Origin of the sequence: Zhengella sedimenti (assembly GCF_046506625.1) — a bacterium.
In the GTDB taxonomy this organism is placed as follows: Bacteria; Pseudomonadota; Alphaproteobacteria; order Rhizobiales; family Rhizobiaceae; genus Zhengella; species Zhengella sedimenti.
Genome location: NZ_JBKFFP010000002.1, coordinates 493,600 through 515,619, shown reverse-complemented (window position 1 = coordinate 515,619; position 22,020 = coordinate 493,600). Strand labels below are relative to the sequence as shown.

Sequence of the window (22,020 nt, the reverse complement as noted above, 5' to 3'; positions counted from 1 at the left end):
TTTCGCACCTGCCGGTCGCTGCGTGGATAGCCCCTTTAATTATCATACCATAAATCACGGAAATTTCAAACGACGCCGGATGCCCTGCGAAAATGCCCGCCCGGTCATCCCGGGCGGGCACTGTTCACGACGATGGTGGGCGGCCTTTCGGTCCGGGATTACAGGATGAAGTCGCCGGCCGAAATGCCCAGTCCGGTTCCCAGCAGTTCGATGCGGAAGTCGGCGGCACCATCCCCGTCCACATCCCCCTCGATGAAGGTCAGGCCGGAGAACTCGTAGGACCGCAATTCGCCCGCGGTGCCGGAGAACGAGCCGCCGACATAGGTGAATGCCTGGTCGCCGACCGTTCCGGTATCGGCGTCGAGCGCCGCGAGGTTGAAGCGGTCGAGTCCGTTCTGGAAGTCCTGGATGCGGTCGCGGTCGGCAAACAGCAGGCCGGTATCCGACATGGACAGGTAGACGAACGTGTCGCTGTCGTTGCCGCCATAGATGATGTCCCTGCCTTCCCGGCCACGCAGCGTGTCGTTGCCGTTGTTGCCGAGCAGGATGTCGTCGCCATCCGCCCCGTCGAGCAGGTTCACCTGGGCCGATCCGATCAGGAAGTCATCGTAATTGGATCCCAGGACGTTCTCGAACCCGTTGATGGTGTCGCCCGTGGCATAGCCGCCATTGGCGGTGTTGCCGCCAAGGAAGATGTCAACGCCGGCATTGGAGTCGGTGTAGTAGAGCGTGTCATAGCCTGCGCCGCCATAGAGATCGTCGGCACCGGCGCCGCCGCCCATGGTGTCGTTGTTGTCGCCGCCATACAGGATGTCGTCGCCTTCGCCGCCATAGACGCCGTCATTGCCGGACCCGCCATAGATGGTATTGGCGGTGGTGCCACCCTCGAACAGGTCGTTGCCGGTTCCGCCATAAATGTTCTCGAAGCCGTAGAAGTCGCCGGCCGCGCCGCCGTAGCGGTTCTGCATGTAGCCGTCGGCGACGGAGGCCTCGATTGCCGTCGAACCGTAGAAATAGATGCTGTCGGTGTCGCCGCCGCCATAGAAGTCGTCAAACGTGTTCAGGCCGCCATAGACATAGAAGAAGTCGTTGCCGGCATCGCCATAGAGGTCTTCGTTGTCCTGGGTTCCGCCGGAATAGAATGCGTCGCCGTCATCTCCGCCATAGGCAGCGCCGCCGCCCGCGCCGACGCCGAAGTAGTCAGTGCCCGAGCCGCCGTAGAGATAGTCGTAGCCGTCACCCGAATACATCTGGTCGACGCCGTCATTGCCATAGAAATTGTCCGAGACCGCGCCGCCATAAAGGATGTCGTCGCCGGAACCGGCATAGACATTCTCGATGCTCGAGAAGTTCGGGTCGGTGGCGAAGCCGCCATAACGGTGATCGACAGTGGCGGTGTCGCTGTTGAAGATCATGGCCGTCGACCCGTAGAAATAGGCGGTGTCGGTGCCCGAGCTTCCATAGTAGTCGTCGGTCTCGTTCAGCCCGCCATAGGTCGTGAACGTGTCGTTGTCGAGACCGCCATAGCCGTATTCGCTCCCATAGGAACCGTAGAAATAGATCATGTCGTTGCCGCTGCCGCCCGACATGTAGGCACCATCGGCTCCGGCGTAGAGGTAATCCGTGCCGGTGCCGCCGTAGAACGCGTCATAGCCGTCGCCGCCATAGAGATAATTCGTGCCGCCGACGCCATACAGGGTATCCGAACCACTGTTGCCGCTCAGCACGTTGTCGGCCGTGCTGGCGCCATACATCAGGTCCGCGCTGGAACCGCCATAGACATTCTCGATGTCCTGGAAGTCGAGCGTGCTGGCAAAACCGCCGTAACGCAGGTTCAGCGTCTCGTTGGCCAGGTTGACGTTGACTGCATACGACCCGTAGAAATAAGCGGCGTCGGTACCCGTGCTGCCATAGTAGTCGTCGTTGATGTCGAGGCCGCCGTAGGTGTAGAAATAGTCGTTGCCGGCGCCGCCGTAACCGTTTTCGTTGTCCGTTCCCGAATAGAAATACATGCGGTCGTTATCATTGCCGCCATACATGTTGCCGCCATCGGTGCTGGCATAAAGATAGTCGTCGTCGTCGCCGCCATAGAGATAGTCGTAGCCGGCAGCACCATACAGCGAGTCGCTGCCGTCATTGCCGTAGAGATAGTTGTTCGAGGCATCGCCGTAGAACAGGTCGTTGCCGGAACCGGCATAGACGCGCTCGATGTCCTGGAAGTCCGGAGCGGTCGTGTGGCCGCCATAGCGCTGGTTCACCGTCCCGCTCGCCCCGATGGTGAAGGTCATCGCCGTCGAGCCGTAGAAATAGGCGTAGTCGGTTCCCGCGCCACCGTAGTAGTCGTCGAATTCGTCGACGGCGCCATAGGTGTAGAAGGTGTCGTTGTCGTTACCGCCATAGGCGTCCTCGGCGTCGTAGCCGCCATACAGGTAGAGGTAATCGCCGCCGTTGCCGCCATACATGCCGGCGCCGTCCGGACCGGCATAGAAATAGTCCGCGCCGTCATTGCCGTAGAGGTTGTCGTAGGCGCCGGCGCCATAGAAGGTGTCTGTGGACGATGTGCCGTAATAGGTGTCGGCGCTGACGCCGCCATAGAAGATTGTCATGGTCAAGTCTCCCAACCCGATTGCATCGCAGTCGCGAAGTTATCGTTCCAGGTCGGGAATCCGGGCTTTTTCTCGGTCAGGCGTTGCCGCCCCCCGATTTCAGCCACGACGCAGGTAAACAGGCCCGATCATCGCCAAAATGACGCTGTCGGCATGTATGCCCAGCACCGCGGCAAGACCGTTCCACCGAACCTGTCTTTCCGCTTCAAGTGGCCCCATGACGTGACGTTAGCATCTCATTGAGTGAATGCAACTAATTTAAGAAATACACCTTTTAGGGCTGTGCGCGCCGTCACAGGACGCGTTCTCCAATATTTTCCGGTTCTGTTCCATGCCCCGCCTTTTTCATTCAGCTTTGCTTGCGGCGAGCAGGAAAGGTGCGCCCGCTGTTCGGTCACCTGTCAATAGCCGTGGGCGCGCCAGTCAACCTGCGGGTCCAGCGTCGCGATTTCCTCGTTGATCCGGGAAACATGCGCGTCGAGCATGCGTTGCAGCGGTTCGGGCAGGGCATGAAGATTGTTCTCGTCGATGCCCGCGCGGCGTTTCTCGATGGCCCCTGGCGCCTGCATGCGCTGTTCCATGGCGGTCAGCGCCTGCATGACGCTGCGCCCGAAGGGTGTTGTCACCGGGCGATAGGCATAGATATCGGGATATTGGGACTGCGCCAGCCAGTCCCATTGCGAGGCGAAATGGACGGGGTGGCGCCCCCGCAGCCGCCGCGCGATCTCCGCGTCGTCCATTGCTGGCCGGCTGTGCGTCTGCCCGAGAAGATCGGCGATATCGCCGACGCTAAGTGCAGCAAGGCGTTCGCCGCGATAGTCGCTGTCCTTTGTCGGCGCCTCGAAGCACAGCACGTGAACGGCGGGCACGATCCCTTGCAGGGCGCGCACGAGGTTCACGTAGTTGAGAATGGGAAACAGGAAACGGTCCCGCCGCAGGAAGATCAGGCGGATGAAGTCCTCGAAGGTTTCGGCCGATCCCCACTGGACCCATTGCCGGAAATAGGACCGCAGAAGGCTGTGCTGGTTGCGCACGACGATCACCGGCTCGACCTCGGCGGGCGCGATACGCTTGAAGTTCTCCAGGATTTGCGGCAGCGAGTTGGACTGGCCAAAGGCGACGAAGCCGGCCGACGACAGAACTTCGTCGCTGAGCCAGACCGTGTCGTGCGGGCATTCCTCGAAGGCCTCTTGCAACGCGGCCCGGTGCGGCGCGCAATTGCGCAGCCGGACATCGCCGAAAACCGCGATGACGCGGGTGAACTCCGCGATCAGCGGATCGGCAAAGGCGCCACCCGTGGTCTTGCCGAGGTAGCCGATGTGTCTTGCATGGACCAGCGTGTCCTGCAGCGATGTCGAGGCGCACTTCGGCAACCCCATGTGAAGGATGAAACGTTTCCGGGTCATGTCCACTCCGCCCCCGGCGCCCTGACTGGCGCCCGCACTGTCGTGGCAGAAAGACTTGCCCGCCCGGCCGCGTGGCCGGACGGGCATCATCTGCCGTCGCAAACACCAAGCTTAAAGGATGAAGTCCGAGGCGTCGATGCCCAGTCCCGTCCCGAGCAGTTCGATCCGGAAGTCGGCCGCGCCGTCGCCGTCGATATCGCCCTCGATGAAGGTCAGGCCGACATTTTCATAGGAACGGATCTCCCCGGCCGTCCCCGAGAAGAACGATCCCACATAGGTGAAGGCCTGGTCGCCGGCCGTGCCGGTGTCGGCATCGAGAAGGGACAGGTCGAAGACGTCGTCGCCGTCTGTAAAGTCCTGGATGCGGTCACGGTCGGCGAACAGGAGGCCGGTGTCCGACAGCGACAGGTAGACAAAGACATCGTCGTCATTGCCGCCATAGATGATGTCGCGCCCGGCACGCCCGCGCAGGGTGTCGTTGCCGTTGTTTCCGAGCAGGATGTCGCTGCCCGCGCCGCCGTCGAGCAGGTTGACCTGCGCCGAACCGAAAAGGCGGTCATCGTAATTGGAACCGACCACGTTCTCGAAGCCGGAGATCGTGTCGCCGGTGGCATGCCCCCCGGTTGCCGTGTTGCCGCCGAGGAAGACCTGCACCGCGCCATCCGAGTCGGCATAGTTCAACGTGTCGAAACCCGCCCCGCCCGAAAGCGTGTCCGCCCCCGCGCCGCCGCGGATCGTGTCATTGCCGCCTTCGCCCGAAAGCGTGTCGTCGCCATCGCCGCCGAAGAACATGTTGTGACCGCTGTCGCCGGTCAGCGTGTCGCCATAGGCGGTGCCCAGGACGTTCTCGATGTTGCGCACCGTGTCCGTCTCGAAACTGGCGACCGCAGAGGCATCGCTCGATCCCGCCAGCGTCAGGGTGACGCCCGTGAACAGGTCGGAGAAGTCGGCCCAGTCGCCGGTGCCCTCGCCACCGTCGAGGATATCATCACCCCGCCCGCCGCGCAGCGTGTCGTTGCCGCCGCCGCCGGCCAGGTGGTTGTCCTCGTTCGACCCGTAGAGGCGGTCGTCGCCGGATCCCGCATAGACATTCTCGAAATTCAGGATTTCGGCACCGAGCGCCCCGTCCGAGATCCGCGTGAAGGTCTCGGCGGCAAGATCGGCCTCGAAGCCGGTGGTGAACAGCTCGAACACGAAGGTGTCGGCATAGCCGTAGCTGATGTCGTAAACGTCGCCGCCATCGAAGACGTGTCCGGCGGTCGGTACGCTCACGCCCTCCGCGCCGTATCCGAAGCCGATGATGTCGCTGCCTTCGCCGCCGAAGAACTGGTCGGATCCGGTCACCGTGCCGGTCGAGCCGACAAGGATGATGTCGTCGCCGTTGCCGCCCTCGATCCGGTTCGACGCATTGTTGCCGATCAGCGTGTCGTCGTGGTCGGAGCCGATGATGCCCTCGAAGCCGATGATGGTGTCGATGCCGGCGCCGAGGGTGTCCTGTGCCGTTGTCAGGCGCAGGTCGACGCTGACCCCGCTGCCAGCACTTACATAGGAGACGATGTCCTGCGAACCGCCCGCGCCGTTCAGCACGTCGTTGCCGCCGCCGCCTTCGATCGTGTTGTTCAGGCCGTCGCCGGTCAGGGTGTCGGCATGGGCGGACCCGATGATGTTCTCCACCGAGTTGATGATGTCGGTCCCGTCGCCGGTGGCAGTGGCATCGGTGGCGCCATTGAGCGTCAGCGTCACGCCGGAGAAGCTTCCCGCAAAGCTCACCGTGTCGTTGCCGCCGCCGCCGATGATCGTGTCGTCACCCGCTCCGCCGACAATGAAATCGTCGTCGTCGCCCGCGTCGATGGTGTCGTTGCCCTCATTGCCGTGGATGGTGTCATTGCCGCCGCCGGCGTAAATGATGTCATTGCCGCCGGAGATGATCACGGCGCCGATTTCGGCGGTTTCATAGTCGCCGTAGATGAAATCGTCGCCGTCGCCCGATGTGATCGTGTCGTTGCCGCCGGCGAGCGAGTTCGTGGTTTCGATCTCTTCGATGTCACCCCAGATCCGGTTCGCCCCGTCGCCCGCCACGATCGTGTCGTCGCCGCCGTAAAGCAGGTTGTTGACGCCCTGTGTCGTGAAATTGAGGACCTGCCGGAAATCGCCGTGTATCTGTGCGCCCGTCCCGTTGGTCACGGTGATGTCGTCATCACCGCCATGATAGGTGCTGTTGTTGGTATAGACGTTGCCGCTGTCACCATACACATAGGTGGCGAACGTCGACGTGGAGTGCGACACCACGATGTCGTCCCCCCCGTACATAATCATCTGGTCGCCATATGGGGATTCGATGTCGCCGGTGATGAACAGGTAGTCGCTGCGTGTCGTGGTGTTGTCGGTGAAGGTGTCGCCGGCGTAGTTGACGGTCTGGCCGGACACCGTGATGAATTCGCGGTCCGCGTCGCCGGTAAGATCGATCCGGCCGGTCGCATTGTCGATGATGAAGGTGTCTGAGGCTGTGTCGCCGGTTTCGCGGTAGAAGAAATCACCGCTGTAGCTGCCGGCACCGGTGATGGTGATCGTGTCGGACTGCGCGGTGACGCCCGTGCCGCGATGCGCATCGGCTGAAAACGTGCCGAGTACGTCGGATGACGCAAAGGTCATGGTGTCGGCGCCAAGGAAGTAGCCGCGAAGGAATTGCGATGTCGTCCCGGAAGCCATGAGCGGCGAATAGGCGATCGGTGCGGCGCTGTAGTCGACCGTCATGTCGGCGGAGCCGTCGCCGCCCGTGTCGAAGCGGGCCTGGGTTATGGTGCTTGTGATGTCCGGTTCGGTGCCGGGGCCGCCCGAATAGGTGAAGGAACCGATCAGCGTGACGATATGACCGTCCGACCCCTGCCAGGAGAATATGCTTGCGTTGGAAATGAGGATGGTTCCGCTACCCAGTCCGGTAAGGCCCCAACCGACAGAACTGGTGGAAAGGCCGGGAATCGTTCCCCCGGTCAAGGTCGTTACGACAGCCATGCAGGCCTCCTAGTGCAACATGTTGTGTTTCGTCGGGGCCCACCTGACTAATTCAGTAGTTTATGGTAATAAATGAGGAAGTCAATTTGAACATCCTCAAGGTCTGGCATGTCTTGTGTCAAGACACGAGGCGATATGGTGTCCGTCCTCGGCAAGGGTCGGACCCCTCAAGGTCATCGACAGCATCCATATTGCCGGAAAATCACCGCTCGCGTTGATGCCTGACAATGCGGACCCTGACTGTTTCGTTTGACATCTGACGATGCCGCTTCGATGGGGCGGGCAAGCCGGGGCGCGGCGTGAACGATCGCAGCCGCACCGCATCAGCCACCCTTTCGGCAATACCGGGCGCGGGAATCGTGGCGCGCCGGGTAATCGTACTGGATAGGCAAGGGAGGTTTCCATGCCACTGATCGAAGGCAATGACAGCGCCAACGTCCTCAGCGATACGGCGGGCAACGACACCATCTTCGCCTATGGCGGAAACGACACGGTCACGGTCACCAATGGCGTGGATTTCGCCGATGGCGGAAACGGCGTCGATACCCTTGTGATCAACTGGTCCGGTGCGTGGCAGGCGACCTATGTCTACAGCTACGGCGGTACCTACGCCTATGTGAACACCAACACCAATTTCACGGATTCGACCCGGAGCGTTGACTACCAGTATTTCGAGCATCTCAATGTGACCACGGGGTCGGGCAACGATGTCCTGGAAGGCATCCACAATGCCTGGGACATCCTGAACGGCGGTGCAGGGGCCGATGAATGGCGCGACTCCTTCTCCAGCCTCACGACCGGCCTGTCCATCGACATGGCGCTCGTTTCCTCCTCGGGCGGGCAGAGCTATGGCGACGGCACCACGGTGCGCAATCTTGAAATCGCATCGCTGACCCTCACCCAGGGCAATGACGTCTTCCGCGATGACGGTGCCTATGACGATACCATCTTCGGCTATAGTGGCGACGATGACATCGGCACGTCCGGAGGCGTGGATTTCGTCGACGGCGGCAATGGCGAGGACACGCTGACCATCGACTGGTCCGATGCGACGCAATCGGCCTATGTCTATGCCTACAATGCGTCCTACGGCTATGTGAACACCAACACCAATTTCACCGATTCCACCCGAAGCGTGGATTTCCAGTATATCGAGCATCTCGATGTCACCACCGGTTCCGGGAGTGACATCATAGAGGGTGTCCACAACGCATGGGACATGATCGATGGCGGCGCCGGCGTCGATCTCTGGCGCGATTCCTTCAGCAGCCTCACCACCGCCGTCACGGTCTTCATGTCATCGACGGCAACAGGCGCCGGGCAGACGCTCGTCGACGGATCGCACATCAGCAATATCGAACGCGCGGAACTGACACTGTCCCAGGGCAACGACATCTTCCGCGACTACGGCCCGCGCGACGACATCATCTTCGGCTACAACGGCAACGACAATCTCGGCACCACCAACGGCCGTGACTTCATCGACGGCGGCAACGGCACCGACACGCTTGTCATCAACTGGTCGGATGCGACACAGCAGATCTATGTCGATGCCTATAGCGGCTCGTCCGCCTATGTGAACACCAACACCAATTTCACCGACTCCACCCGGCGCGTCGACTTCCAGTATATCGAGCATCTCGTGGTGACGGCGGGATCGGCCGACGACGATATCGAGGGGGTCTACAACGCCTGGGACATCCTTGATGGCGGCGCCGGAACGGATATCTGGCGCGATTCCTTCCACAGCCGGACGGCCGGCCTGACGATCAACATGTCGAGCGTGTCCTCCGCCGGCGGCCAGAGCTATGCCGATGGCACCACGGTGCGCAACCTGGAGGTCGCCCGCCTGACGCTGACACAGGGCAATGACGTTTTCACCGATCATGGCGCCCATGACGATGTCATCTTCGCCATCGATGGCAGCGACAATATCGGCACGTCGAACGGCCGGGATTTCGTGGACGGCGGCAATGGCGAGGACACGCTGACCATCGACTGGTCGGACGCGACGCAATCGGCCTATGTCTACGCCTACAACGCGTCCTACGGCTATGTGAACACCAACACCAATTTCACCGACTCCACCCGGCGCGTCGACTTCCAGTATGTCGAGCATCTCGATGTCACCACCGGCTCCGGCAACGACCTGATCGAGGGCGTCTACAACGCCTTTGACAGGATCGACGGGGGCGCCGGCGTGGACCTGTGGCGCGACTCATTCTCCAGCCTGACGTCCGGCATATCCGTCTACATGGCCAATGCCTCTTCATCGGCAGGCCAGTATCTCGCCGACGGATCGCAGGTCCGCAACATCGAGCGGGCCCAGCTCACGCTGTCCCAGGGCAACGACATCTTCCGCGACCATGGCGCCCATGACGACACCATCTACGGGGGAGATGGCAACGACAATCTCGGTTCCTCCAACGGCGTCGATTTCATCGACGGCGGCAATGGCACGGATACGCTGGTCATCGACTGGTCCGACGCCACCGACGAGATATTCGTCTATTCCAGCTATGCCTATGTGAACACCAACACCAACTTCACCGATTCCACCCGCAGCGTGGACTTCCAGTATGTCGAGAATGTCGTGGTCTATCTCGGCAGCGGCGCGGACACCGTCAACGGCTCCAGCGGAAACGACGTGCTCAACGGCGGTGGCGGCAATGACACCATCACAGGCTATGCCGGAAACGACACGATCAATGGCGGTGCGGGCGCCGATACCCTCGACGGAGGCACCGGCTTCGACACGCTGAGTTATGAAGGCTCCAGCGCCGGCGTCCAGGTCTTCCTCGGCGGCAACACGGCCACCGGCGGCGACGCGACGGGCGACACCATTGCCGGCTTCGAGAACGTCTTCGGCTCCGCCCACAACGACCGGCTGTATGGTTCCGCCCAGGTCAACCTGATCGATGGCGGCGCGGGCAGCGACATCATTCTCGGCAACAACGGCAACGATACCCTGCGCGGGCGCGAGGGCCGAGACATCATCTATGGCGGCAACCACGCCGACACCTTCGTCTATCTCGCGCTGTCCGATTCAGGCCTGCTGTTCGCCGACCGCGATCGGATCCAGGACTTCCAGAATGGTCTCGACCGCTTCGACCTTTCTGCGCTCGATGCCAACACGAATGTCGCGGGCAACCAGGCCTTCACCTATGCCGGTGGAACCTTCACCGGCGTGGCCGGCCAGTTGCGCTCGTGGGAATTCGGCGGCCTGACCTTCATCGAGGGCGATGTCGACGGCAACGGCTACGCCGATTTCCGCATCGAACTGCTGGGCACGGGTCTCGGTATCGACGCGAGCGACTTCGTACTTTGACCAGACATTTTACGGCAGGAGACCGCCATGACGTCCGTTAGCGCCCAACTCAACGACGGGGTCCTCGATTTCATAGACCCCGGTTTCATCGGCGTGTCGACTGTGACCACGAGGGCTACCGACCGGTTCAGCTGGAACAGCGCCGGTGGCAGCGAGATCTACCTTTATGGCGAGGGGTTCGTCTATGACGCCGATGGAAACCCGGTATCCGGGACCGTAAGCCGGATCGAAATCCTGGTGCCCGGGAACATGATGCTTCCGGACATCATCGTCACGCTCGATGTCAGCATAACGGATCTGTTCGACCCGGACGCGCCCAATCAGTCCGTCCGGTTCTGGGATGCCGTGTTCGACGGCGAGACGTCCTTCCGGCTGATGCACTGGGCCGACTATTTCAATGGTTACGGTGACCGGGCCTATATCGGTGCCGGTGAAACGGTGACCTGCGCGGATGACGTGGCCAGCGCGCAAAGTCAGGAAGGGTCGTTCTACGGCGACTTCATCGAAGCGTCCGGGGCCGTGGTCTATGGCGGAGCGGACATCATCACGTCGAAGGGCAGCGTGGTGTGGGGCGACGGTGGAACGGTCGCCAATGGGTCGCAAGCCTATGGCGGCGCCGACACGTTCACCGCCTACACCTTCTACACCTATGCCGACCATGTGGACTGGACAGGTGACTTTGGCACGGTCTCCGACAGCGATGCGACCGGCGGCGACGATATTCTTCATGGAGCCACGGAAGAGACCGCCGTGACATGCGAAATGGTCGGGGATTTCGGCACGGTGGAGGGAACCGGGACCGCGCGCGGCGGCGACGACGAGATCACGGGTTCAGGCGGCAACGACGATCTGGTTGGCGATGCAGGGAGCAATTCCGCCACGCTGATTGGCGGGAACGACACCATCCGCGGCCATGGTGGGGACGATGTGATTTACGGCGATGCCCGCTCGAGTTCCGGTTCCGGTTCATCCGTCGATTGCGGAAACGACATCCTGTACGGCGGCGACGGCAACGACACCATTTACGGCGATGTCGGAATATCGGGCGGCATGGTTTCCGGTGGAAATGACGTCATCCAGGGCGGGGCGGGCGCCGACGCGCTGTTCGGCGGCGACGGTTACGATCTGCTGTCCTACGTGGATTCCACAGCCGGTGTGCAGGTGTCCCTGGCCACCAACACGGCGGCCGGTGGCGATGCGGCAGGCGACACCTTCTCGGGATTTGAAAACCTGGTCGGGTCGGGCCACGCCGATTTCCTCGTCGGAAGCGGCGGCGCCAATCACATCAACGGGCGGGCGGGGGATGACACGGTCGCGGGCGGAGCGGGAAACGACACGCTCATCGGCGATGCGGGAGACGATCTCCTCCTCGGAAACAACGGCAATGACACGCTGATCGGCGGGCAGGGTCGTGACGTCCTGCATGGCGGCAACCATGCCGACACGTTCGTCTATCGCGCGCTGTCCGATTCAGGCGTGCTCTATGCCGGCCGAGACCGCATTCAGGATTTCCTTTCGGGCACGGATGTCATCGACCTGTCGGCCCTCGACGCCGATACCGGAACGGCGGGCGACCAGGCGTTCACGCTTGTCGGCGGGGCGTTTACCGGTGCGGCCGGCCAGTTGCGCATCTGGGAAGCCGCCGGCCTGACCTTCATCGAGGGCGATGTCGACGGCAACGGCCATGCTGATTTCCGCATCGAACTGCTGGGCACGGGCCTCGGCATCGACGCAGGTGACTTCGTACTTTGATGAGATACTTTCTCGTTGGAAAAAACGGATGGCGTTTTAGATGAGAAGGTAATAATTTATATATTCTCAATCCCGACCGAAAAAGGGAAATCCCAAAATGACGGTATTTATTGGTGGCTCGCTTTCTGACATTTTTTACGGAACATCTAGTAGCGATGAATTTTTTGGCGGTGGTGGACTAGATACATTCTACGGTTATGGCGGAAACGACTATTTTTACGGAGGTGCAGACGGCGCAATTATGTATGGCGGTTTGGATGACGATCATTTTTTTATGTACAGTGGAAATATTAATGAATTATCTTATGGAGATGAAGGTAACGATATTTTTTATACATACGGAAACATTAATGTTCTAGATGGGTATTATGGGGGATCGGGCGAAGATGAGGCGTATTTCTTTGGGAGTGCCGGATATTTCTATATCCAAAACAACACAATTCGATCAATAATCGGCGGAGTTTGGGTGACGACCGACTTTGCCGATATCGAGGTAGTCTATGCAGGTAATGGAAATGACGTTTTTTATGGGGGGCAACGGCTTGGACAAAGTTTTTTCGGAAACGGTGGGCTTGACGTTATTTACGATAGTGAGAACGACGATACACTAAATGGTGGGGCTGATCAAGATACAATTTATTCTTACAATGGAATTGATAATATAGATGGTGGAGATGGAACCGATACTTTATGGATATACAGATATAATAGCTCCACGAATGAGACTTTAGACTTTTCAGATCCGAATATAGCAACTCAATTCGCTGATGGATCGAGTGTTATTGGGATAGAAATATTGAGAATATGGAGTGGATCGGGTGATGATAATATTACAGGAACGGAGCGCGATGATTACATTTTTTCGGGATTGGGCGATGATGTCTTGATTGGAGGAAATGGAAGAGATCTACTTAAAGGAAATAACGGACAGGATCGTCTATTTGGTGGGGATGATAATGATAGCGTATATGGGGAAGACGGAAATGATTATGTATACGGTGGTGTAGGAAATGATAGTCTATATGGCGGTGTAGGTGATGATTGGCTGGAGGGTGGCGAGGACAGTGATACAATCCTCGGAGATTGGGGAAATGATCAAATATTTGGAGGTTCGGGACGTGACGTATTACATGGTGGTGCAGGGAACGATAATATTTTTAGCATAGATCAGGACGAGTTATATGGAGGATCTGATATAGATACGATATTTTTGGACAGAAGAACATATAGTAATGATTTTATATTCAATTTAGAAAACAGCAGTGGATCGACATTGGTAGATGGGACATATATTGAAGGATTTGAAATAATTGAATTTGTAGGAGGGTCTGGTGATGATTACATAGGTGGTGGAGAATTTGATGATGTTTTTTACGGTGGCGCAGGGAGCGATCGTTTCTATGGTGGAGATGGTGATGATGTTTTGAATGGCGATGCCGGTAATGATTTTCTTATAGGTGGCGCCGGTGCCGATATACTGGTTGGAGGAACGGGTTACGATACAATAAATTACGAAGAATCTTTCGCTTCTGTTATAGTGAATTTGGGTCAAGGGACTGGAGTGGGTGGAGACGCAGAGGGAGATTCCATTCAAACAATAGAAAATATTGTAGGGTCTATGTATAATGATATTGTAATTGGTAATGCACAAGTAAACTGGTTGGTTGGCAATGCGGGTTCGGATAGGCTGTATGGTAACGACGGGCATGATCGTCTGGAGGGTGGGTCCGGAGATGATTATCTTTTTGGGGGAAACGGAAACGATGGCTTTATCGGTGGTGACGGTGGGGATGTCATAGATGGCGGTGCCGGATTTGATACATTGAGTTATTCAGACTCTTCGGCTGGAGTATATGTTTTCTTGGGTCTTAATAGAGTGTCAGGAGGAGATGCCGAAGGGGATATAATTTCCGGAATCGAAAACGTATTTGGTTCCGAATACAGCGATTATTTAATTGGTTCAGCTCAAGTAAATAGATTAGAGGGTCGGGGTGAAGACGACATAATATGCGGAAACAATGGAAGTGATACGTTAATAGGAGGCGAAGGGCGGGATGTATTGTATGGCGGAAATGATAATGATAGATTTGTTTTTCAATTCTTGAACGATTCAGGACTGATGTACTTTGAGCGCGACCGCATCCAGGATTTCCTTTCGGGCACGGATGTCATCGACCTGTCGGCGCTCGACGCCGATACCGGAATGGCGGGCGACCAGGCGTTCACGCTTGTCGGCGGGGCGTTTACCGGTGCGGCCGGCCAGTTGCGCATCTGGGAAGCCGCCGGCCTGACCTTCATCGAGGGCGATGTCGACGGCAACGGCCATGCCGATTTCCGCATCGAACTGCTGGGCACGAGCCTCGGCATCGACGCGGGTGACTTCATCCTCTAGGCCGCGTTTTCCTTCCTTTGCAAGCAGATGCTGATACGGGTTTGCTTGCCGGGCCGCCGGTGCTAAGAGGCAAGTCGCTTGAAGCGCCGCCGTTTGTCCGCTCCTTTGCCATGCGGGCAGCGGGCGCGCGCGGATCAGCGAATGGTAATTTTGCCATAGAAGGGTAATTTTTCGCAGGCGTGGCTGTATTGGCGCAAGGGAATTTCTTGCGCAGTGCAGCATGGACTGCGAAATGGAGGTCAATCCGGGCCAAGGCCTGGCGCCGCCATCATGCCGAACAAATCTGCTCAGGAAAAAACATGACGAGACCGATGACCCATCTGGAGAAGCTGGAGGCCGAGGCCATCCACATTTTCCGCGAGGTCGCCGCGACCTTCTCCAAGCCGGTCATGCTCTATTCGATCGGCAAGGATTCATCCGTGATGCTGCATCTCGCGATGAAGGCCTTCTACCCCGCCAAGCCGCCATTCCCGTTCCTGCATGTCGATACGGGCTGGAAGTTCCGCGAAATGATCGCCTTTCGCGACAGGATGGCCAGCGAACTCGGCTTCGACCTGCTGGTTCACACCAACCAGGATGGCGTGCGCGAGGGCGTCGGCCCGTTCACCCACGGCTCCAGCGCCCATACCCACATCATGAAGACCGTCGCACTGCGCCAGGCGCTGGACAAGTACGGCTTCGATGCGGCCTTTGGCGGCGCCCGGCGTGACGAGGAGAAATCCCGCGCCAAGGAGCGGATCTTTTCCTTCCGCAATGCGAGCCATGGCTGGGACCCGAAGAACCAGCGCCCGGAAATGTGGAAGATCTACAACACGCGCGTCGGGCAGGGCGAATCCATCCGCGTCTTCCCGTTGTCCAACTGGACCGAACTGGATATCTGGCAGTACATCTACCAGGAAAACATCCCCATCGTTCCGCTTTACTTCGCGGCCCGGCGGCCGGTCGTCGAACGCGACGGCATGCTCATCATGAAGGATGACGACCGCATGGAACTGAGGCCGGACGAGACGCTGGAGGACCGTTTGGTCAGGTTCCGGACGCTGGGATGCTATCCGCTGACCGGCGCACTGGAATCCGGCGCGGATACGCTGGAGGCGATCATCAAGGAAATGCTGATCGCACGTACCTCCGAACGCCAGGGCCGCCTGATCGACCATGACGAATCCGGCTCGATGGAAAAGAAGAAGCGCGAAGGCTATTTCTGATGACCGTCAATTCCCAATCCCTTTCGCCCGAGCAGATTGCCGAGGATGTGCGCACCTTCCTGGCCGAGCAGGAGCAGAAGTCGCTGTTGCGCTTCCTGACCTGCGGTTCTGTCGATGATGGCAAGTCGACGCTGATCGGCCGGCTTCTCTATGACACCAAGCTGATCTTCGAGGATCAGCTTGCCGCGCTGGAACGCGATTCCCGCAAGCACGGCACGGTGGGCGAGGACATCGATTTCGCGCTGCTCGTCGACGGGCTGGAAGCCGAGCGCGAGCAGGGCATCACCATCGATGTCGCCTACCGTTTCTTCGCCACGTCGAAACGCAAGTTCATCGTGGCCGACACGCCCGGCCACGAGCAGTATACGCGCAACATGGCCACCGGCGCCTCGACGGCCGACGTCGCCGTCGTGCTGATCGATGCGCGCAAGGGCGTGCTCCAGCAGACGCGCCGGCATTCCTTCATCGCCTCGCTGCTCGGCATCAGGCAGATCGTGCTGGCGGTCAACAAGATCGACCTGATGGACCATGACCAGGCGGTGTTCGACCGGATCGTTGCCGACTACCGCGCCTTTTCGGCCACGCTCGGTTTCGAGGGCATACAGGCGATCCCCATGTCGGCGCGCTTTGGCGACAACGTCACCATGAAGTCCGACCGCATGGCCTGGTATGACGGGCCGACGCTGCTTGAGTATCTGGAAACCGTGAAGGTGGATGACGGCCTGTCCGAAAAGCCGTTCCGGTTCCCGGTCCAGTATGTCAACCGGCCCAATCTCGACTTCCGCGGCTTCTGCGGCACCGTGGCCTCCGGCCTTGTCAGGAAGGGCGATCCCGTGGTGGTCGCCAAGTCCGGCAAGCCTTCCAGGGTCAAGCGCATCGTCACCATGACCGGCGACCTGGAGGAAGCCCAGGCCGGCCAGGCGGTCACGCTCGTGCTCGAGGACGAGATCGAGGTGTCACGGGGCAACATGCTCGTGGCCCCCGAACACCGCCCGGATGTCGCCGACCAGTTCGAGGCCCGGCTGGTCTGGTTCGACGACAATGCGATGATCCCCGGCCGGTCCTATGTCCTGCGCACCGAATGCGACCAAGCGCCCGCCACGATCACGGCGCTCAAGCACCGCATCGATGTCAACACCTTCGCACATGAGGCGGCCAAGCACCTCGACCTGAACGAGGTCGGCGTTGTGAACATCTCCGCCCAGGCGCCTTTCGCCTTCGATGCCTATGCGGCCAACCGGGTGACGGGCGCCTTCGTGCTGATCGACCGGCTGAGCAACGCCACGGTCGGCGCCGGCATGATCACGCATCCCTTGCGCCGCGCCATGAACGTGCACTGGCAGGCGCTGGACGTGAACAAGAAGGCACGCGCCGAGCAGAAGCACCAGAAGCCGGCCGTGCTCTGGTTCACCGGCCTTTCGGGTTCGGGCAAGTCCACCGTGGCGAACCTTCTGGAAAAGCGCCTGCATGCCGAAGGCCGCCATACCTACATCCTGGATGGCGACAATGTCCGCCACGGCCTCAACCGCGATCTCGGCTTTACCGAGGACGACCGCGTGGAGAACATTCGCCGCGTCGGCGAGGTGGCCAGGCTGATGGTGGATGCGGGCCTCATCGTGCTCGTCTCCTTCATCTCGCCCTTCCGGGCAGAGCGCCGCATGGTGCGCGAGATGATGGGCGAGGGCGAGTTCGTCGAGATCTTCGTCGACACGCCTTTCGAGGAATGCGCCCGCCGCGATCCCAAGGGCCTCTACGCCAAGGCGCTCAAGGGTGAGATCAAGAACTTCACCGGCGTCGATTCCCCGTACGAGGAACCGCAAAACGCCGACATCCATCTCAAGACCGTCGGCCTGACGCCCGAGGAACTCGCCGACGAGATCGAAAGCTGGCTGAAGGAGCGTGGCTATTGCTGAATGACCTGAAGACCGCGGGGATCGCCGATCCGGCAGCCATGCTTTCGGTGTTCGAGGCATTGGCGCTGGCCGCCGGGGCCGAGATCATGGATGTTCGCGGCAAGGGCGTCACGGCCGAGACCAAGGCCGACGCGTCTCCGGTCACCGAAGCCGACAGGCGGGCCGAGGCCGTGATCCTCAAGGGGCTGGCGCAATCCTCTCCGCACATCCCTGTCGTTGCCGAGGAGGAGGTTTCCGCCGGGCGGGTGCCGGCAATCGGCGACGGCCCTTTCATCCTGGTCGATCCGCTTGACGGCACGAAGGAATTCGTCGGCGGAAAGACCGATTTCACGGTCAATATCGCCCTGGTCGCCGGTGGCGTGCCGCTGGTCGGCGTGGTCTATGCCCCGGCGCGCGGCCGCATGTGGACGGGCAGGCCCGGCCTTGCGGAAACCGCAACCGTCGAAGGGGGAAGGACCGGCGCGCGGCGCGCGATTTCAGGCGCGTCCTGTCCGGACCGGGTTCGCATGGTCGCTTCCAAGTCCCACCGCACAGCCGAAACCGATGCCTTCATCGCCCGCCACGGCGATTGCGAGACGGTCTCTGTCGGTTCGTCCCTGAAGTTCTGCCTGCTGGCCGATGGCTCCGCGGACATCTATCCGCGTTTCGGCCGCACGATGGAATGGGACACGGCGGCAGGCGACGCGGTGCTGCGCGCCGCCGGCGGGACGGTCCTGCGCCCCGATGGCACACCGCTCACCTATGGCAAGCGCAATCAGGCGGACGACACCGACTTCGCAAACCCGCACTTCATCGCCGCGTCCGCACAGGCCCGCGACCGGCTTACTCTTCCCTGAAGGCGCGGTTGATGGAGTCGAGCAAGGGCTTGACGAGATATTCCGCGAATGTCCGGGAATCGGTTCCTATGAAGGCTTCCACCGGCATGCCCGGATAGACCTGCTCCTGGTAGAGGTCGTCGGCGGCCTCGTCATCGATCTTCAGCCTGGCCACGAAGAAGGAAACTTCCTGCGCCTTGTCGGTGATGCGGTCGGCCGAAAGATAGACGACCTTCGCCGGATATTCCGGTGTCGTGCGTGAATTCAGCCCCGAGAAGCGCAGTACCGCCTCCTGGCCGATATGCAGGTTGTCGATGTCGCGCGGGTTGATCTGGGTCTCGACGATCAGTTCTTCTGTCGTCGGCAGGATTTCCATGATCGGATTCCCGGGTGCGATGACAGTGCCGGGAGCATTGACCAGCTTGCGCACGACGATGCCGTCGACATTGGAGCGGATGGTCGTGCGTTGCAGAACGTCGCGGGCCGCAAGGATCTGCTCCAGGATGTCGCCGAGCTTCAGGCGCGCCTCCGTGAGTTCCGTGACGGCCGTTTCCACGCGCTGGCTGTTCAACCGTTCGAGCTGTTCCTGCGCTTCCACCACCTGGATACGGGTTCTGGCGAGCTGCGATTCCATGTCGCCCTGGCGCCCTGCGAGGTCGGCCTCGGTTCTGAGCAGCGCGGTATATTCGGAGCGGTTGGTCAGCCCGCGGTCAAGCAGGCGTTTCTTGCGCTCCATTTCGTCCGAAACGACGGCTGTCTGGTCGGCCAGCGCCTTTTTCTGTGCATTGAGGCCGGTCTCATTGGCTTCGAGCGCGATCTTGCGCTGCCGGATGATGTTGAGTTCGGTGTGGTGCCGGCCGAGCCTGGCCTCGAACTGGCTCCGCTGTTCGCGCATCGCCTGTTCGAAATTCTCGTTCCCGGCCAGCGGGTGGTCTTCGGGAACCAGGACCTGGATCCTGTTGTCGCGCTCGGCTTCCAGCCTCAGGATTTGCGCGTGCAGTCCGGCCGATTGTTTTTCCAGCCTGTTCAGGCTCACCTTTGCCAGCGTGTCGTCGAGCCGGATGAGGGGCTGGCCGGCCGAGACCCGGTCGCCTTCCTTCACCGCGATTTCGCTGACAATGCCACCTTCAAGGTGCTGGATGACGACGTTCTGGCCGGCTGCCGCGACCACGCCGGGTGCGATGACGGCACCACTCAGCGGTGCGGTCACGGCCCATACCCCGAATGTGCCCGCCAGCACCGCGATGGCAATGTAACCGGCATGCACGAGCGATCCGCTCGACCGGTTGACCGCACGCGTCCAGGCCGTTCCCCGTTCGCTCTGTTCCTGGCCGGCGGCGGCTGTGATGGTCCCCGGATGCGCGTTCATGACGGGTTTCCTGCTGTCTTGGGCAGGGGAGCCGGCTGGTCGGCGGTGCCAGGCTGCGCGGCGGCCTCATCCGTCCTTGGACGGATGGTGGCCTTGCCGTTGTTGGAGATGGACATTTCCGAGATCCGGTCGGCAAGGGTCTTGGCCTTGACGGGCGCGATCTCCCCTGCTGCGCCATTGATGGCCTTGTTGACATTGGCCGGCACGGCCGCCGGAGTGGGCTGGGCGGGTTGCGAAGGGCCCGCGGCGGCCGGTCCCGTCTGGGCCGCGGCCTGCGGGGACCGGGTGTTGGCCGGACCGGCGGCCGGTGCGGCGGCAGGGCGGCCGCGGTCACCCTTGGCCAGCGCCTCGAGCACCGCCTGTGTCGGGCCCAGCATGTCGATCATGCCCTGGCGCATCACCATGAGGCGGTCGCACAGCGGCGCGATCGACGGTCGGTGCGTGATGATGATGACGGTCCGGCCATCGGCCTTGGCGCCGCGGATCGCGGTTTCCAGCGCCGTCTCGCCTTCCTTGTCGAGGTTGGAATTCGGCTCGTCCAGAACGAGGATGGCCGGTTTGCCGTAGAAGGCGCGCGCCAGCGCCAGGCGCTGGCGTTCCCCGCCGGAAAGCCGTTCGCCGTTGGGGCCGAGTTCCGTGGAATAGCCCTTGATGCGCCCGACGATGAGATCGTGCGCGCCGGCCTTCTGGGCTGCCCGGATCACGTCCTCGTCGCTGAAGCCGGGCTCGAACCGGGCGATGTTCTGCGCGATGGTGCCGGGAAAGAACTCGATTTCCTGGCCGAGATAGCCGACATGCCGGCCACGGTCGGCGTCGAGCCACTGGCCGATGTCGGCGCTGTCATAGGCGACGCTGCCCTGGCTGGGCCGGATCGCGCCGACCAGCAGCCGCGCCAGCGTGGATTTCCCCGCGCCGCTGGGGCCGACAATGCCCAGGCATTCGCCAGCCTTGATGTCGAAATTCATGCGCTTGATCACCGCTTCGCTGCCCGGCATGGCATTGGGCAGGAAGTAGGTGAGGTTTTCCGCCGTGATCGCGCCGGTCGGGTCGGGAAGAAGCACCGATCCTTCCTGCTGCTCGGCCTTCAGCTTTGCCAGGGGAAGGATGCGGCGGAAGGCCGACCATGCCGTCTGTACATGCCGCCATGCGCCGATGATCTGGTCCAGCGGCTGCAGGGCGCGTCCGGCGATGATCGAGGATGCGAAGATCATGCCTGCCGTCATCTCGCCGGCCAGCACGTAATAGGCACCGACACACAGGATGGCGATCTGGAGCCCCATGCGGATGAAGCGCGATATGCCGGTGAACAGCGAGTTGATCCACTGGTAGCCGTCGTTCTCGCGGACGACCTCGCTCATCTTGCCGCCCCATTGCTCGATGACGTTGAACGTCATGCCCATGGCGCGGATCGTCTCGCTGTTGCGGGCGAAGGTCTGGGCCAGCGCGTTGCTCTCCGCATTCGCCTTGGCGTGGCGCGAGAGCTGGCCCTTGGTCATCAGCTGGTTGGCGACGGTGATCGCTATGAGCACGACGACACCGGCCAGGGTCATGTAGAACAGCGCCGGATGGATGAAATAGAGCAGCACAAGGAAAAGAGGCGCGAAGGGCAGGTCGAACAGGAAGAAAAGCGTGCGCGAGGTGACGAAATTGCGCACTGTCGACAAATCCTGGATGACGGGCACCTCGCCCGATGCGGCCTTGGGCCCGTACATGGCCACATGCATGGCATTGCTGGCCAGCGCGCTGTCGAGACGGTTGGCAACCCTTGATGCATAAATGGACCGCACCGCCTCCAGGAAGCCCATCAGCATGAAGGCGGCCATGAAGATCACGGTGATGTAGAGCAGTGTGCTCATGCTGCCCGATGTCAGCACACGGTCATAGATTTGCAGGAGATACAGCGGCTGGACCAGGAGCAGGATATTCACGACAAGCGAAAAAAGCCCGATCTCGAGGACCGCTCGACCAAAAATGCTTTTGAGGGTCATCCCGCCCGCTTTCTGCGAAGTTTGTGTTTTGAAAGGGCAATCAAATCATCATACGCGCCGGAGGCAACAACTTTCAAGTGCTTCCATAAGTAGGAATATCATTGAGAACCCTCGTTTCCCGTGACACGGGTCACACGCCCGGGGCGTGCTGTTGCCCTCCTTGCTAAACCCAAAAAGTTTTTTTCCGGTTGCAATGAATCGTGTGTTCCTGTTTTGAGCGGATCGGTTAAACCG

At 60.5% G+C, this 22,020-nt stretch carries 11 protein-coding genes; 6 read left to right on the top strand and 5 right to left on the bottom strand.

What is annotated here, in order from left to right; all coding sequences use genetic code 11:
- Window positions 1-158: 158 nt before the first annotated feature.
- The 3 genes from ACLB6G_RS08095 to ACLB6G_RS08085 all read right to left on the bottom strand — a co-directional run bounded on the left by ACLB6G_RS08095 (window position 159) and on the right by ACLB6G_RS08085 (window position 7,024).
- A complete protein-coding gene (locus ACLB6G_RS08095; RefSeq protein ID WP_410355636.1) occupies window positions 159-2,606 on the bottom strand; it encodes a calcium-binding protein in 2,448 nt (815 codons plus the stop codon).
- Window positions 2,607-3,007: 401 nt separating this feature from the next.
- Window positions 3,008-4,012, bottom strand: a complete 1,005-nt coding sequence (locus tag ACLB6G_RS08090; RefSeq protein ID WP_410355635.1) for a hypothetical protein — start codon at window positions 4,010-4,012, stop codon at window positions 3,008-3,010.
- Between the two features lie 111 nt (window positions 4,013-4,123).
- Window positions 4,124-7,024 (bottom strand): beta strand repeat-containing protein, encoded by a 2,901-nt coding sequence (locus ACLB6G_RS08085; RefSeq protein WP_410355634.1) that lies wholly within the window; start codon window positions 7,022-7,024, stop codon window positions 4,124-4,126.
- Between the two features lie 403 nt (window positions 7,025-7,427).
- Here ACLB6G_RS08085 and ACLB6G_RS08080 point away from each other — a divergent pair, with 403 nt between their 5' ends.
- The 6 genes from ACLB6G_RS08080 (at window position 7,428) to cysQ (ending at window position 18,450) form a co-directional block, all read left to right on the top strand.
- Window positions 7,428-10,352, top strand: coding sequence for a hypothetical protein (locus ACLB6G_RS08080; protein ID WP_410355633.1), 2,925 nt, complete (start codon window positions 7,428-7,430; stop codon window positions 10,350-10,352).
- Window positions 10,353-10,379: 27 nt separating this feature from the next.
- Window positions 10,380-12,104 carry a calcium-binding protein gene (locus ACLB6G_RS08075; protein ID WP_410355632.1) on the top strand — a complete coding sequence of 575 codons (1,725 nt, stop codon included), beginning with the start codon at window positions 10,380-10,382 and terminating at the stop codon, window positions 12,102-12,104.
- Between the two features lie 97 nt (window positions 12,105-12,201).
- Window positions 12,202-14,496: a calcium-binding protein gene (locus ACLB6G_RS08070; RefSeq protein ID WP_410355631.1), complete on the top strand. Its 2,295-nt coding sequence runs from the start codon at window positions 12,202-12,204 to the stop codon at window positions 14,494-14,496.
- A gap of 299 nt (window positions 14,497-14,795) precedes the next feature.
- Window positions 14,796-15,701: a sulfate adenylyltransferase subunit CysD gene (gene cysD, locus ACLB6G_RS08065; protein WP_410355630.1), complete on the top strand. Its 906-nt coding sequence runs from the start codon at window positions 14,796-14,798 to the stop codon at window positions 15,699-15,701.
- Window positions 15,701-17,614, top strand: coding sequence for a sulfate adenylyltransferase subunit CysN (gene cysN / locus ACLB6G_RS08060; protein ID WP_410355629.1), 1,914 nt, complete (start codon window positions 15,701-15,703; stop codon window positions 17,612-17,614). The genes cysD and cysN overlap by 1 nt, the downstream gene beginning before the upstream one ends.
- Entirely contained in the window at window positions 17,608-18,450 is an 843-nt protein-coding gene (cysQ, locus tag ACLB6G_RS08055) for a 3'(2'),5'-bisphosphate nucleotidase CysQ (protein ID WP_410355628.1), read from the top strand. Before cysN ends, cysQ begins: the two co-directional genes overlap by 7 nt.
- On the opposite strand, the gene ACLB6G_RS08050 is transcribed toward cysQ, so the two are convergent.
- Together ACLB6G_RS08050 and ACLB6G_RS08045 are read right to left on the bottom strand one after the other, a co-directional pair.
- A complete protein-coding gene (locus ACLB6G_RS08050; RefSeq protein ID WP_410355627.1) occupies window positions 18,437-19,798 on the bottom strand; it encodes an HlyD family type I secretion periplasmic adaptor subunit in 1,362 nt (453 codons plus the stop codon). The genes cysQ and ACLB6G_RS08050 overlap by 14 nt on opposite strands.
- A complete protein-coding gene (locus ACLB6G_RS08045) occupies window positions 19,795-21,786 on the bottom strand; it encodes a type I secretion system permease/ATPase (RefSeq protein ID WP_410355626.1) in 1,992 nt (663 codons plus the stop codon). The genes ACLB6G_RS08050 and ACLB6G_RS08045 overlap by 4 nt, the downstream gene beginning before the upstream one ends.
- Window positions 21,787-22,020 lie beyond the last annotated feature (234 nt).

Coding starts and splice junctions, on each gene's coding strand:
- cysD (WP_410355630.1), top strand. CDS start 14,796: ATGACGAGACCGATGACCCATCTGGAGAAGCTGGAGGCCGAGGCCATC.
- ACLB6G_RS08080 (WP_410355633.1), top strand. CDS start 7,428: ATGCCACTGATCGAAGGCAATGACAGCGCCAACGTCCTCAGCGATACG.
- ACLB6G_RS08090 (WP_410355635.1), bottom strand. CDS start 4,012: ATGACCCGGAAACGTTTCATCCTTCACATGGGGTTGCCGAAGTGCGCC.
- ACLB6G_RS08095 (WP_410355636.1), bottom strand. CDS start 2,606: ATGACAATCTTCTATGGCGGCGTCAGCGCCGACACCTATTACGGCACA.
- cysN (WP_410355629.1), top strand. CDS start 15,701: ATGACCGTCAATTCCCAATCCCTTTCGCCCGAGCAGATTGCCGAGGAT.
- ACLB6G_RS08050 (WP_410355627.1), bottom strand. CDS start 19,798: ATGAACGCGCATCCGGGGACCATCACAGCCGCCGCCGGCCAGGAACAG.
- ACLB6G_RS08085 (WP_410355634.1), bottom strand. CDS start 7,024: ATGGCTGTCGTAACGACCTTGACCGGGGGAACGATTCCCGGCCTTTCC.
- ACLB6G_RS08045 (WP_410355626.1), bottom strand. CDS start 21,786: ATGACCCTCAAAAGCATTTTTGGTCGAGCGGTCCTCGAGATCGGGCTT.
- ACLB6G_RS08075 (WP_410355632.1), top strand. CDS start 10,380: ATGACGTCCGTTAGCGCCCAACTCAACGACGGGGTCCTCGATTTCATA.
- ACLB6G_RS08070 (WP_410355631.1), top strand. CDS start 12,202: ATGACGGTATTTATTGGTGGCTCGCTTTCTGACATTTTTTACGGAACA.